This window comes from Psychrobacter vallis (assembly GCF_904846715.1).
GTDB classification, from domain to species: domain Bacteria; phylum Pseudomonadota; class Gammaproteobacteria; order Pseudomonadales; family Moraxellaceae; genus Psychrobacter; species Psychrobacter vallis.
The window spans coordinates 41,901-56,563 of record NZ_CAJHBU010000023.1 but is presented as its reverse complement, the minus strand read 5'-3'; the positions used below and the strand labels follow the sequence as shown (position 1 = coordinate 56,563).

Below are 14,663 nucleotides of genomic sequence, written 5' to 3'. Positions count from 1 at the left end.
GCTGATATGTTAGAGAAAGAAGCGGATGGTATCAGTGCTCAGTGCGACAAAAGCACTTAGTCTCGCCGCCAAGCAATGCTAGATCTATAATTTCTCATAAATGAATAACCTCTCTACTGGTTAGCGTAAAAGGAAAATCATTAAAATATCGATTTCATAAAGTATAAATACTATACTTATTTATCTTGAAATAAGTATAGTATTTATACTTATCAGGTGACCAAAATAAGGGTATTGATTAGCGTAAACTGTATTAAATTATGCTAAACGTCTTAACAAAATAATCTCTATAGCCCTTACTACATAAGTCTTTACAGGTTGACATAGATTAAAGTAATTTAATGAAATATGGTGGGTCTAGCCTGTCACGTCGCGGGTTCGAGTCCCGTCCGCTGCGCCATATTTAGTAAAAAGTTAGAACGAATTTAGACCTTTGAGTTTAAGCAAGTTTCGCCTCAAACATTAGATTGTTTGAGGTTTTTTTGTGTCTGTAGATTTATATCAGGCTTGTCAAATAGTAGCCATATCCATCAAACATTTAAAACCCCTAATCTCACCCTCGTCTTTATACTTTCTTTATATCCCACCTCGTGATCTTGACAACACCTTTATACCCCTCTTGGCATACTGTCTCAATCAATAAACGATCAGTGAATGAACATCTGGTAAGCGATATAGACATATATAAAACCAAGCGAAAGCGACTCGTCAAAGATCAGCGAGCATCATGCTAAGCCTTGCATCATTGTGCCCTATTATCACTGCTAATTAATCATTCATCACAGATCTTCATTATTATTTGGGAGAATGTCATGGAAATTTTTGCAGGGTTTCTCGCCCTCGGTTTATTCATGTATTTGTTGTATGTACTGATTAAACCGGAGGCATTCTGATGACAATGTATGCACTATCACAGCTGGTTATATACCTGCTTATATTGTTTGTTTTAGGATATTTTTTATCAGGCTACATGCTCCAAAGGATGCAAGCGCCTGTCTCTCATCTTGAGTCACGCATCTTTAATGTATTTGGCATGATTGGACGAGATAACAAGGGCAATCGTGCTTTTGGTATGAATTGGAAGCAGTATGCGCTAGCCATCGTTTTATTTAATGTGATTGGATTTGTGGCGTTATTTATTTTGCAGTTGTCTCAAGGGCGCTTACCTCTAAACCCTGCAAACATGACTGGCATTACTTGGGATTTGGCCATGAATACGGCCATTAGTTTCATGACTAATACCAATTGGCAGGCTTATGGCGGTGAAAGTAGCATGAGCTACCTTACGCAAATGATGGGCATGTCTTTGCAAAACTTTTTATCCGCGGCAACGGGTATCGTGGTGGCTTTTGCGTTAATGCGGGGCTTAGTATTCAAAAAAAGCGCTCACTTGGGCAATGCTTGGATAGACTTATGGCGTTGTAATATTTATATCCTACTGCCAATAGCGGTAATTATAGCAGTGATGCTAATGAGTCAAGGTGTTATACAAACGCTATCAACGTATATGGATGTACAAACGCTACAAGGCGACACCCAAACGATTGCATTGGGTCCTGTTGCTTCACAAGAAGCCATCAAGATGCTAGGCACCAACGGTGGTGGGTTTTTTAATACCAACTCCGCTCACCCATTTGAGAACCCTACCCCCTTTTCTAACTTCATCCAGATGTTGGCGATTTTTTTGATTCCAACTGCTCTTTGTTTTTGTCTTGGCAAGATAAGTGGCAATCTAAAACAAGGTTTGGCGATTTTAGGGGCAATGACGGTGCTGTTCGTGGGAATGTATTCCTTAACCGTTAGTAGTGAGCTTGCTGGTAATCCTTGGTTAGCAGCGCAAGTTCAAGGGCTTACTGATGCGAGCGTGAGCGGTAATATGGAAGGTAAAGAAGTGCGTTTCGGTATTGTAGCCTCTTCGTTGTTTGCCACGATTACTACTGCGGCGTCGTGTGGCGCGGTAAATGCGATGCATGATTCATTCACTCCACTTGGCGGTCTCAGCACCATGCTACAGATGCAATTGGGTGAGGTCGTATTTGGCGGTGTTGGCGCAGGTCTTTATGGCATGTTGCTCTTTGCCATATTAGCAGTATTTATATCAGGTCTCATGATTGGCCGTACACCTGAATATCTTGGCAAAAAAATTGAACCTTTTGAGATGAAAATGGTAGTGCTTGGCTTATTAGCAGCGCCCCTTATGGTATTGCTGGGCACCGCAATCAGTGTGATGACGCCTTCTGGTCAAGCTGGTATTTTCAATCCTGGAGCACATGGTTTTAGTGAAGTGCTCTACGCCTTTAGCTCAGCTGCCAATAATAATGGTTCTGCTTTTGCAGGCTTAGGCGCTAACTCTATCTTTTATAACCTCATGCTTGGCCTCTCTATGTTGGTTGGACGTTTTGGCGTGATTATTCCTGTACTGGCTTTGGCTGGGTCGTTGGCCAAAAAACCTAGACTAGAAGTTAATAGTGGGACGTTACCCACCACGACACCTTTGTTTGTAGGACTTCTAGTCGGTACTGTACTCATGATTGGCGCATTGACCTTTGTACCTGCTTTAGCGCTCGGCCCTATCATAGAGCAGATTTGGATGTTGGGAGGCTAACCGCTTTATTGTTGGTTAACACCATGCGAGTCATCTACTTACTTATAGATTAACTCTATCCCTAGCAATGAATCGACCCATTTTATGATTATGTGAGGAACACAAACATGAGCGTGATATCAGATCCTAATATGCAGGCTACAAGCTTACAACCACAGCAAGACCCTGATAATGCAGGCACCCCTAAAAAACCCACTCAAGGAATTTTTGATCCTGCCTTGATTAAACCTGCTTTAAAAGATGCCTTGTTCAAGCTTGATCCGAGAGTTCAATGGCGCAATCCAGTGATGTTCGTCGTTTATGTCGGCGCACTGCTTACCAGTATTTTGGCCATCACTATGTTGGTTCAGTCACAAGCGGGCGTTGGTTTTACCTTAGCGATTACATTTTGGTTGTGGTTTACGCTTTTATTTGCAAACTTTGCTGAAGCCTTGGCGGAAGGTCGCAGCAAAGCCCAAGCTGCAAGTCTAAAACAAGCCCGCCAAGACGTTCAAGCTCGCAGACTTACTAGCGCTGATAGACAGTCAGACCCTACTATGATTCAGGCAACTGACCTTAACCAAGATGACATTGTTCTAGTCAATGCAGGCGAAATAATTCCTGCTGATGGTGAAGTAATAGAAGGTCTGGCCTCCGTTGATGAGTCAGCGATTACAGGTGAATCGGCACCCGTCATTCGCGAAAGCGGTGGCGATTTTAATGCGGTGACTGGCGGTACCAAAGTGTTGTCCGACTGGTTGATGATTCGTATCACTCAAGCTCCAGGGCAAGGGTTTTTGGATCGCATGATTGCCTTGGTAGAAGGCGCAAAACGTACTAAAACACCAAACGAGATAGCGTTGACCATTTTATTAGTGGCACTGACCCTAATATTTTTGATGGTATGTGTCACCTTATTGCCTTTTTCACAATTTGCTGTGCTGTCTTCAGGCAATGGTGAGCCAATATCTATCGTAGTGTTGGTGGCACTATTGGTATGTTTGATACCGACAACCATCGGTGGCCTATTATCAGCCATTGGCGTTGCGGGTATGAGCCGTATGATGCAAGCCAATGTCATTGCTACCTCTGGGCGTGCAGTAGAAGCGGCAGGTGATGTCGATGTTTTGCTACTTGATAAAACTGGCACCATTACTTACGGGAATCGACAAGCGGCGCTGTTCATACCTGCTCAAGGGGTGACAGAAAGCCAGCTGGCTGAAGTGGCGCTCATCAGTTCATTAACGGATGAAACACCAGAAGGTCGCAGTATCGTAAAGCTTGCTCAAAGTCGCTTCGATATGGACGAAAATGTGTGGAAATCACGTCCGTTTGAGACGATTGAGTTTACCGCGCAGACACGTATGAGTGGGACAGATATCGACGAGCGTCGTATTCGTAAAGGGGCTTTTGATGCCATTATAAAATGGGTTGAAACCCAAGGCGGCACGCTTCCTAATAATCTGGCGCAGCAAGTAGAAGAAGTCGCTCGCCGTGGTAGTACGCCGCTGCTTGTTGCTGATAGTGCGCAGTTGCTTGGTATCATAGAACTAAAAGACGTGGTCAAATCAGGCATAAAAGAGCGATTTTCTGAACTGCGTAAGATTGGCATTACCACGGTCATGATTACTGGTGACAACCCTCTAACTGCTGCAGCTATTGCTGCTGAAGCAGGTGTGGATGACTTTATGGCAGAAGCCACGCCTGAACAAAAGCTAGAAAGAATACGCAGTTACCAACGTCAAGGCAAGCTAGTGGCCATGACCGGAGACGGTACCAATGACGCACCTGCCTTGGCACAAGCCGATGTTGCTGTCGCTATGAATAGTGGTACTCAAGCCGCCAAAGAAGCCGCTAATATGGTCGATTTGGATTCAAATCCGACCAAGCTGATCGAAGTGGTACAAACCGGTAAGCAGATGCTGATGACTCGAGGCGCACTGACGACGTTTAGCCTTGCAAATGATATTGCCAAATACTTTGCGATTATTCCAGCCGCATTTGCCAGTACGTATCCTGCCCTTGGTGTGCTCGATATCATGCAACTGGGCAGCCCAAAAAGTGCCATTTTATCAGCCATCATTTTTAATGCTTTGATTATTGTATTTCTTATTCCTTTAGCACTACGCGGTGTCACTTATAGACCTGATTCTGCCATTAATTTATTACGTCGCAACTTGATGATATATGGCTTGGGTGGACTGATTTTACCCTTTGTCGGCATCAAACTTATTGATCTGCTCATTAATGCATTGCACTTGGTATAACAACGATATGGATGATAATGACTATGCAATCTAACAACTCTATGCAACCTACGCCTTCTGTTGATCCAAAACACTCACAAGCTAATAACAAAGGGATTTCTGAATTTGATCATACGGCCACACGTATGCCTATGCTCAAACCCGCTTTGTCATTATTTATAGCGTTGGCTATCATTTTAGGTTTATGCTATCCCTTATTGATGACTGGAGTCGCCCAAGTAACAATGCCTAATAAAGCCAATGGTAGCTTGATAGAACAGGATGGCAACTTGATTGGTTCGACGCTAATCGGTCAACGCTTTGATCAGCCAGAATATCTATGGACTCGCCCATCAGCTGCTGGAGATGGCTATGACGCGGCCCAATCATCGGGCAGTAATTTAGGGCCGTTGAACCCTGAGTTGGCAAACAATGTAGAGGCGCAAATCCAAAGACTTAAAGCGGCTGATCCACAGAATACAGCCCCTATCCCTCTTGATTTGGTCACCATGTCAGGCAGTGGTTTGGATCCTCATATCTCACCAGCAGCAGCCCAGTGGCAAGTCAATAGAGTGGCTCGTATACGAGGAATCAATAGCGAACAAGTACAAAAAGTGGTCGATGATAATACTGAAGGTCGCCAGTTTGGTTGGTTCGGTGAGCCGCGAGTGAACGTATTGGCTGTAAACTTAGCGTTAGATAGGATGTCTGGCATTAAATAGTTTAAACAGTGACATAAGCAGTGAGCATGAATATGAATGATCAGCGACCAAATCCAGAAGATTTATTACAGCAAATAAAGCAGCAAGAAGACACCCTCAATAGAGGCAAACTAAAAATCTTCTTTGGATCTTCAGCAGGCGTTGGAAAGACCTATGACATGCTTTCCGCTGCTCAAAGAGATCAAGCTCATGGACTGGGTGTCTTAGTCGGCATAGTAGAGACGCATGGTCGCAGTGAGACAGCGGCATTGCTAGAGGGATTACCAATACTGCCCTTACGTCAATTTGAGTATCGAGAGCAAATATTAGCAGAGTTCGATATTGATGGTGCTTTAGCGCGTTGTCCAGATATCTTACTGGTAGATGAGCTGGCTCACAGCAATATCCCTGGGTCTCGGCACCCAAAACGTTGGCATGATGTTAATGAGCTATTGAAGGCAGGTATAAGCGTTTATACCACTGTCAATGTCCAGCATTTAGAAAGCCTAAATGATGTGGTCAATCAAATCACAGGCGTCGTTGTTCAAGAAACCATCCCTGACTGGTTCTTTGATCAGGCAAATGAAGTGGTTTTAGTCGACTTGCCCGCCGACGAGCTGCTGGCTAGGCTTCACGATGGCAAGGTATATATTCCCAGTCAAGCAAAGCACGCTATAAAAAACTTTTTTAGAAAAGGCAACCTGATTGCCCTACGAGAGCTGGCCTTGCGCCGAACGGCTGATTTGGTCGATGCGGATATGCGAGACTATCGCAACCAATCTCGTATTTCCTCCATTTGGAATACGACAGATCAGCTATTGGTGGGCATAAGCACGCGAGAACATAGCGAGCGTCTTATTCGTCATGCCGCAAGACTCGCTAGCAGTTTGCACTCTCAGTGGTATGTGATTTACGTAGAGACACCGCGAAGTCCTTATAAACTGTCTCAAAACAAGCAAAACGTGTTAGAAGCCTTACGCTTAGCGGATGAGCTGGGCGCAAAAACAGAAATAATCAGCGCCATTACGGTTGCTGAAGGCTTAGTCAGTTATGCTCATCAATTCAATATTGGACGTATTATTATCGGACAGAACCAAGGCAAATCTTATTACAATGCGTCATTGGTCAAACAAATTTCAGCGCAAGATTTGAATTTAGACTTGATACTGGTCAACCAAACTAAAAAGAAAAAAAAGCTGGCTAGCGAGCGCCAAATACCCTTTTGGAATATTTCTGATTTGTCCTCGACCGACAACCGTACTGGTTATTTGATGGCCGTATTGGGTTGTACCCTCGTCACTGTCAGCCTAGTAGCGCTGACTCGCTGGTTTGATTTGGCGAATGTGGTGATGCTGTATTTGTTGGTTATTGTTTTCATTTCAGTTCGCTTCGGACGAGCGCCCGGTATCTTTGCCGCGCTTTTGAGCGTTACCAGTTTCGATTTGTTTTTTGTAGAGCCCAAGCTGTCTTTTAGTGTGAGCGATGTACAGTATCTCGTCACTTTTGCCGTCATGCTCGTTGTCTCATTAATCATTAATAATTTAGCAGTAGGACTACGCTTTCAGGCTCAGAGTGCGCGCAAACGTGAACAACAAGCGATCTCTATGAGCCATTTGGCTCAAAACTTAAGTGCCGCCCGTAAAAATGACGAGATCATCAGTCAATCTATTGTTTGGTTGACCAAGCATATCGCTAGCAAAGCCGTTATAGCCATGCCCAATGCCGACGGCAAACTGATCATCGTCTCAGAGCCAAGTGTCCCATCAGATTTTAATTGGAATGTGACGCACTGGGTATTTAATCACAACGAAAGCGCGGGATTAGCAACTCACACCTTACCTGCTAACGCCATGCACTATCGGGCGCTTGCTACCTCCAATCACGTCCTTGCCGTATTAGCATTGAGACCCACAGACAGTAACAACTTTAATCAACCTGAACAGCAACGAACGCTCGATGTTGCCATTGCTCAAATCACCTTAGCTTTGGAGCGCGTCCATTACGCAAAAGTCGCTCAAAATGCCCTTATTAGAGTGGAATCAGAGCGTCTGCGTGGCTCATTACTATCGGCATTATCTCATGATATTCGTACACCCATTACCGTACTGTCAGGGCTGGCTACGTCCCTTGCGACACAAAACTTAAAAATCGACGAACAAAAGCAATTGGCAGTTGATATCGAACAGCAAGCCAATGTCATTCAACGGCTAGTCATCAATATTTTAGATTATGTAGCGCTACAGTCTGGCGGTATGAAACTAAACAAGCAGTGGGTAAGTTTGGAGGAAATCATTGGCAGCAACATACGTCAGCTTGAACCTTATCTACAGAATCGACAGATTAAGATAGACATTCCTCATGAGGTAGACTTTATCTATACTGATGAGCTCATCTTATCGCGCATCCTAAACAACCTATTGACCAACGCGATTAATTATACTCCAGACAACGCTACTATCGATATTCAAGCAACCCTTGATAAACAACAAAATTTTCAACGCAATCAAAAATCGCCATGCTATCAAATAACAGTAACCGACAGTGGCAAAGGCTTGCCCATAGGTATGGAAGAGCAAATATTTGAACGTTTTACACGCGGTGAGACTGAAAGTAGTACGACAGGATTGGGTCTGGGGTTGGCATTAAGCCGAGACTTGGTCAAACATTTGGGTGGTACGCTCAGTGCGAACAATGTACAGCCGCATGGTGCACAATTTGTTATAGTACTACCGTGGGAGCCTCTAACAGAAAAAGACATGTTTACTGACAAATTTATATCGAGAACCTCAGAAATAGCTACAAGCTCAGAAAAACTATAAACCAACGCTATTCAACACTTTTAGAAACTTTGGAACCTTGCTTACTGTGCCAATGTTTCGTAATTAGTAGATACCATATCTATGAAGACCATTCTAATTATCGAAGACGAAGCCCATATCACCCGCTTTATAAAATCTGCTATGGAGCAAGAAGGCTATCAAGTCTATGCAGCCGATACCTCAAAAAGAGGGCTGATTGAAGCCGCTTCTCGTCGTCCAGACTTGCTAATATTAGACCTAGGCTTACCTGATGCGGATGGTTGTGATGTCATCTCAGACATAAGAACTTGGTCTTCGCTTCCCATTTTGATATTGTCCGCGCGTAGTGATGAACAAGATAAAATTAAAGCATTGAATTTAGGCGCAGATGATTATTTGGTAAAACCCTTTAGTATGGGCGAGCTGATCGCCAGAGTGAACGCTCATATGCGCCGCTGGCAAGTAGGATATGAGACGCCAGTTGAGTTGGTGCTTGGCAATGTCAGCATTGATTTGGCCCAAAGGCAAGTCAGAAAAAATGGCGAAGATATCCATCTGACACCTATCGAATATCGGCTCCTGACCGTACTGATTAAACATGCCGAAAAAGTTATGACTCATCAGCAACTATTGACCGAGGTATGGGGTAAAGGTCACAATCATCAAGAGCACTATGTGCGCATATTTATGTCAAACTTGAGACAAAAACTAGAAGACAATCCCTCTAGACCAAACTATTTCTTAACTGAAATTGGTGTGGGTTATAAGCTTCATGTCCCTAAGCATTAGCTTGTATCTTTACGCTCTGATATCTAATATTTTATGGTTAAGACCGTAACCAACGCTTAATTCTTAATGATGACTAGAGCTGAACAGTTCAAACATTAGATGGTTTGAGGTTTTTTTGTGTCTGTTGTATCATATAAATTCTCAATCCATGCCTATTTGTTATTTTTACTTCATAAAAAAACACAATTACCTTACTCTTTTCTCACGTATTTAAGATAAATTTGAGCGATACTCTAAAAACTCACTCGTTAGATATTTATAAATCATTTTACCAAAAATAGAAAACAAGGAACAACTATGATTAATGCCTATGCAGCAACAGAAAAAGGTGGCAAGTTCGCGCCTTATCAATACGAGCCTAGCACCTTAGGCGATCACGAAGTAGAAATCGAAGTGCATAGCTGCGGTATCTGCCACAGTGATCTATCCATGTGGCAAAACGAATGGGGCATGACTCAGTACCCGTTTGTCGGTGGACATGAAGTTGCAGGAAAAGTGCTGGCCAAAGGCGAGCATGTCAAACATCTTGAGCTGGGCGATAAAGTCGGACTTGGCTGGCATAAAGGATATTGTAACGTCTGTGACCTCTGTATCGGTGGAGACCAAAACCTATGTCCTGAACAAGAAGGTACAATCATTGGTAATCATGGTGGCTTTGCGGATAAAGTACGTGCAAAGGATACCAGCGTCATAAAAATTCCTGAAGGCCTTGATTTTAATTCTGTAGGGCCGTTACTGTGTGGCGGTGTCACTGTGTTTAACCCGCTTATGCAGTATGATATCAAACCCACCTCTAAAGTGGCGGTTATTGGTATCGGCGGTTTAGGTCATCTTGCGCTGCAGTTTGCTAATGCGTGGGGATGTGAAGTCACTGCTTTTACCAGCAGCTCAAAGATGGAAGAAGCAAAAGAGTTGGGTGCTCACCACTCCTTAAACTCAAGAGAAGATAGCGAAATCGAAAAAGCAGCGGGTTCTTTTGATTTAATCATCTCAACAGTGAACGTCGATATGAACTGGGATCTGGTGATTAAGACCTTGAAGCCAAAAGGCAAACTACACTTTGTTGGTATACTAGAAGCACCACTAGAGATAGCAACGGCACCCATGATTATGTCTCAAAAAAGTCTATCAGGTTCGCCAGTTGGTTCACCGTCAACCCTGCGCAAAATGCTGGATTTTGCTGCTCGACATAATATCCAACCAGTCACTGAAACCTATAAAATGTCTGAGATAAACGAAGCATTTGAAAGATTAGAAAGTGGCAACGCTCGCTACAGAGTGGTGTTAGAAAGAGATTAGATTTGGCTGTCATTGGCTAATCTAAATCATGGTAGTGATAACTCATCTAATAGATGAATTATCACTACCTTTTTTATGCGTTGTAGACCTATAATATGCAGTTGTTTCATCATTAATATGAACTATAATCGATAAAAAATAACATATACACGATATTATCACATGGGCACTGGTACAAATTTTATCTAAGCTAATCACCTTAACATCTTCTTAACAGGCCATTTGTTACTGTAAAAAAATTACAGTTCTTACCACTCTGTTGAGACGTCTACTTATGTCAATCTCTCAAGTACTTATTACCGACACAATAAAAGCCAATGCTAATAAAACTTATATCAGCAAGCTCTATAATCGTGAGATCAATCTTAACTATCTGATCATAATCGTTGCCCTATATTTGGTCAGCACCGCCAATATTGGCTTTTTTGAGCAAGTGCTAAACATATATCCTTTTGGTACTAATATTGGCTTTATACTCTCTCTTACTGGCTTGCTCTTTGGGCTAATGTGGCTGGTATTACAGCTGCTTTGCTATCGGCCAATTGCCAAGCCAGTGCTGATTGCTCTGTTATTGATTGCGGCAATATGTGGCTATTTCACTGACGGCTATGGGACTATTTTCGATCGCAATATGCTCATCAATAGCTTGCAAACGGATCAAGCAGAAGCGATGGGGTTGATGACGACAAGCTTTTTTATTCGCCTGTTTATGCTGGGTATATTACCCGCGTTGGTTATTAGTAAGATTCGTATAAAACATACTATTTGGCGTCGAGCCATACTACAAAAAACAGTCAGTTTGATAATAGCGATTGCACTGATAGCCGTTTGTCTGCTCCCTTTTGGCGACCAATATGCCAGCTTTTTTCGGCAACATAAAATAGTCCGAAGTTATGCCAATCCAATCACACCCGTTTATTCTGTCGTTAAGCTCGGTCTCGACTATGCCGATGCACTGAACCGTCCGGATACTTTACTGCTTCACGCGACAGATGCTAAAAGAATAACGCCCGTCGCTAGCAATAGTAATGCTCAAGCCAAACCCAAGCTCATGGTATTTGTGGTAGGTGAAACGGTACGCGCCGATCATATTAACTTGAATGGTTATTCACGCGATACCATGCCACTACTGGCTAAACAGCCCAATATTTATAGTTTTAAAAATGCGACTGCTTGCGGAACATCAACGGCTTATTCGGTGCCTTGTATGTTCAGTTATGCCAACAGAGAGGATTATGATGTCAATAGTGCTGAATACCATGAAAATGTACTTGATACCTTACACAAACAAGGGGTCAACGTCGTTTGGCGAGACAATAATTCTAGCTCTAAAGGCGTCGCAGATCGAGTGACTTTTGAGGATTATAAAACGCCTGAGCTTAACTCAGTTTGTGATAGCGAATGCCGTGATATTGGTATGCTTAAGGGTTTTGACAAACTCGTTCAATTAGAGGGCACTCCTCAGGATACACTTATTTTATTACACCAAATGGGCAATCATGGCCCTGCTTACTACAAACGTTATCCCAAAGCATTCGAAAATTTCAAACCGGTATGTATGACCAATGAGCTGTCCAAATGCGACAGTCAAGCAATCATCAATGGCTATGACAATGCCATTCGCTATACCGATTATTTTTTAAATAGCGTTATCGATACGCTAAAACCTTATGAGCAAGAGTATGATGTGGTTATGGTATATATGAGCGATCATGGAGAAAGTTTAGGTGAAAACAATATTTACTTGCATGGTTTGCCTTATGGTATTGCCCCCAATGCCCAAAAACACATACCTGTGATTGTCTGGTCGCCTACTGGTAATGGCATTGATGAAAACGATCTTGCTCATCGCATTAATCAGCCAGTATCGCATGACTTTATTACACCAACTTTACTCAGCTTTTTTGGTATTACTACTGATGAGGTCGCCGCCGCGCCCACCTTTTTTAAGCGTGCTACGTAAATCTTTTTTATCATCATCTTACTGGCCTTTATGCGTGAGACATTTATGTACAAGATACTCGTCGTCGAAGACAATCCGGATATTGTCGCCAATATTTATGCTTTTTTTGAGCCTAAAGGCTTCACCCTAGATAATGCTCATAATGGCTATAGTGGTTTGACACTGGCATCGAATAATCATTACGACGTTATATTGTTAGATGTGATGCTGCCGGGTATGGACGGCACTAAGTTATGTAAAAAGCTTAGAGAAGAGCTGCATGATAAAACTCCCGTATTGATGCTGACAGCGCGTGATACTATTTTGGATAAAGTCGCAGGGTTCGATAGTGGCGCTGATGATTATCTCGTAAAACCGTTCTCATTGGTTGAATTAGAATCGCGTATAAAAGCTCTGATACGCCGACATCAAGACGATCACTTTGATCACAGTATAGAGGTTGGCAGATTGTCTTTAAATGTTGAAGAGCATACTGTTATACGTGCAGGACAATCGTTAAAACTGACACCCACTGGATTTAAGATATTGCAAATACTGATGAGTGCGTCACCGCGCATCGTTAGCAAAAATGAGCTAGAAGAAAAGGTATGGGGTGAAGATATTCCGAGTAGTGATGCGCTACGAACCCATATGCATAGTGTGCGGGCACAAGTCGATAAGCCATTTTCTAACGCCATGATAATGACGGTGGCAGGTATCGGTTACCAAATTATTGATTCCGATAGAGTCTGATAGAGTCAATCCAAAATAAAAATAGCACAACCATTGATGATGTTCTACTATATTTAAATCAGTACCATCAAACGATTGAACGCTACTCTGAGCGCTCTTATTGCTATTGACTGCTGCTCTATCTCCCGCCTTTCACCATGAAGTATTTGCTATGTTTAGTGTAGACTCAATTGTCAATAAATTTCGGATTTCATACTTCTTATTTGCCCTGTTACTTTGCACCACTTTCATCAGTATTTTTATGTATGCTGAAGTCAGAATAGAGCAAGAACTGGTCAAATCCCGCTTGCTGCAACAGTTAGAGCTCAGTCAAGGCAAAGAAGGCACGCAGCCTATTTATACGGCAGAGCCAGGTATCAAGATCTACGCTTATGATAGTGCGCCTGAGCGTTTGAAAACGATGGCAACTGAAACAGTCCAAGAAACACCTGTGACTGTGACTACTGAAGCGGGTCAAACCAAAACCAACCTTCATTTTTTTATCTATCATCAAGACAAACAAAGCTATATTTTGACTTACTTAGAAGATAAGGAAATAGTGATGGCAAACTATCCCGTGTTGACCATATTTGAGCAATTAGAAGACATATTTGCCAATGCTTTAAGAGTTGCCGTCATTTTAAGCTTACTCATTGCCGCGATATTCTCTCAGTTATCCTCCAAGCAAATTACCAAGCCTTTACTGGATTTAAAAAACGCCGTCGAAACCAATCATCAAAATTTGACCCAATTGACGCACCTGCCCTCTGAAGTTGGCGTCTTGGCACGTGCCATCGATGAGAAAAACCATAAGCTTGAACAGTACTTAAAACGGGAACAGCTCTTTACAGGAGATGTCAGCCACGAATTACGCACGCCTCTAACCATTATTATGGGCGCATCAGAAGTGTTGGCCTCACAATTACAAAACAATAGCCGTTTGAGCGAATTTACCAATCGTATCAGCAACACCGCAAAAGAGACATCTGAGATTATCACCGCTTTATTATTACTTTCTCGAGCGCCTGAAAAACTGGACGCACCGCAAACATCTATCAATAGCATCGCTTTAGCTGAAGTAGAACGTTTGCAGTATTTACTCCGTCATAAAACCTTGATTTGCACCGTATGCGCTGAAACAGAGTATGTTGCAAACGTGCGACCTGAACTACTAAAAATGGCACTAGGAAATTTAATAAAAAACGCGTTCCAATATACGGACGAGGGTGAAGTCATTGTCCGTATCGATGCCGAAAAAATCACCGTCACTGATACTGGTCTTGGTATTCCCGAAGCCATGATGCCATTGCTCTATGAGAGATTCGAGCGTCTAGATCAACAGCGTCAGCGTGCCGACTTGCCTACAAATTTAAGCTCAGGCTTAGTGTCGGACGATTATGCTGGTTATAAAGTTGAAGGAACAGGTTTGGGTCTGAGCATCGTCCAACGCATCATGGCTCATATGGATTGGCAACTGACCCATCAAGCCAATACGTCAGGCGGTAGTACTTTTAGTATCTACTATAAATGACCTATAAGCCGTGTCCTCATACTGTCTTAACGATTTCTTAA

General features: G+C 42.8%; 10 protein-coding genes. All 10 read left to right on the top strand.

From position 1 onward, the window contains the following. The first annotated feature begins 812 nt into the window (after window positions 1-812). Window positions 813-893 carry a K(+)-transporting ATPase subunit F gene (gene kdpF, locus JMY02_RS13805; protein WP_227678517.1) on the top strand — a complete coding sequence of 27 codons (81 nt, stop codon included), beginning with the start codon at window positions 813-815 and terminating at the stop codon, window positions 891-893. After that, window positions 893-2,605 (top strand): potassium-transporting ATPase subunit KdpA, encoded by a 1,713-nt coding sequence (gene kdpA / locus JMY02_RS12290; protein ID WP_201598732.1) that lies wholly within the window; start codon window positions 893-895, stop codon window positions 2,603-2,605. The genes kdpF and kdpA overlap by 1 nt, the downstream gene beginning before the upstream one ends. A 107-nt stretch (window positions 2,606-2,712) precedes the next feature. Further along, window positions 2,713-4,851, top strand: a complete 2,139-nt coding sequence (gene kdpB / locus JMY02_RS12285; RefSeq protein ID WP_227678514.1) for a potassium-transporting ATPase subunit KdpB — start codon at window positions 2,713-2,715, stop codon at window positions 4,849-4,851. A gap of 17 nt (window positions 4,852-4,868) precedes the next feature. Further along, window positions 4,869-5,552 carry a potassium-transporting ATPase subunit KdpC gene (gene kdpC, locus JMY02_RS12280; protein WP_201598731.1) on the top strand — a complete coding sequence of 228 codons (684 nt, stop codon included), beginning with the start codon at window positions 4,869-4,871 and terminating at the stop codon, window positions 5,550-5,552. 26 nt (window positions 5,553-5,578) lie between these two features. Next, window positions 5,579-8,350, top strand: coding sequence for a DUF4118 domain-containing protein (locus JMY02_RS12275; protein WP_227678513.1), 2,772 nt, complete (start codon window positions 5,579-5,581; stop codon window positions 8,348-8,350). A gap of 81 nt (window positions 8,351-8,431) precedes the next feature. After that, window positions 8,432-9,118, top strand: a complete 687-nt coding sequence (locus tag JMY02_RS12270; RefSeq protein WP_201598730.1) for a response regulator — start codon at window positions 8,432-8,434, stop codon at window positions 9,116-9,118. Between the two features lie 297 nt (window positions 9,119-9,415). Further along, entirely contained in the window at window positions 9,416-10,417 is a 1,002-nt protein-coding gene (gene ahr / locus JMY02_RS12265; RefSeq protein ID WP_201598725.1) for an NADPH-dependent aldehyde reductase Ahr, read from the top strand. Between the two features lie 274 nt (window positions 10,418-10,691). Next, on the top strand, window positions 10,692-12,380 hold the full coding sequence (locus JMY02_RS12260) for a phosphoethanolamine transferase (RefSeq protein ID WP_201598724.1): 1,689 nt from the start codon (window positions 10,692-10,694) through the stop codon (window positions 12,378-12,380). A gap of 45 nt (window positions 12,381-12,425) precedes the next feature. Further along, complete coding sequence (locus JMY02_RS12255; protein ID WP_201598723.1) at window positions 12,426-13,112, top strand: response regulator transcription factor; 687 nt, start codon at window positions 12,426-12,428, stop codon at window positions 13,110-13,112. Between the two features lie 151 nt (window positions 13,113-13,263). Then, window positions 13,264-14,622: a sensor histidine kinase gene (locus JMY02_RS12250; RefSeq protein ID WP_201598722.1), complete on the top strand. Its 1,359-nt coding sequence runs from the start codon at window positions 13,264-13,266 to the stop codon at window positions 14,620-14,622. Window positions 14,623-14,663 lie beyond the last annotated feature (41 nt).

Excerpts from the sequence above, each read along its gene's own strand:
- kdpF (WP_227678517.1), top strand. The coding sequence starts at position 813 with ATGGAAATTTTTGCAGGGTTTCTCGCCCTCGGTTTATTCATGTATTTG.
- kdpA (WP_201598732.1), top strand. The coding sequence starts at position 893 with ATGACAATGTATGCACTATCACAGCTGGTTATATACCTGCTTATATTG.
- kdpB (WP_227678514.1), top strand. The coding sequence starts at position 2,713 with ATGAGCGTGATATCAGATCCTAATATGCAGGCTACAAGCTTACAACCA.
- kdpC (WP_201598731.1), top strand. The coding sequence starts at position 4,869 with ATGACTATGCAATCTAACAACTCTATGCAACCTACGCCTTCTGTTGAT.
- JMY02_RS12275 (WP_227678513.1), top strand. The coding sequence starts at position 5,579 with ATGAATATGAATGATCAGCGACCAAATCCAGAAGATTTATTACAGCAA.
- JMY02_RS12270 (WP_201598730.1), top strand. The coding sequence starts at position 8,432 with ATGAAGACCATTCTAATTATCGAAGACGAAGCCCATATCACCCGCTTT.
- ahr (WP_201598725.1), top strand. The coding sequence starts at position 9,416 with ATGATTAATGCCTATGCAGCAACAGAAAAAGGTGGCAAGTTCGCGCCT.
- JMY02_RS12260 (WP_201598724.1), top strand. The coding sequence starts at position 10,692 with ATGTCAATCTCTCAAGTACTTATTACCGACACAATAAAAGCCAATGCT.
- JMY02_RS12255 (WP_201598723.1), top strand. The coding sequence starts at position 12,426 with ATGTACAAGATACTCGTCGTCGAAGACAATCCGGATATTGTCGCCAAT.
- JMY02_RS12250 (WP_201598722.1), top strand. The coding sequence starts at position 13,264 with ATGTTTAGTGTAGACTCAATTGTCAATAAATTTCGGATTTCATACTTC.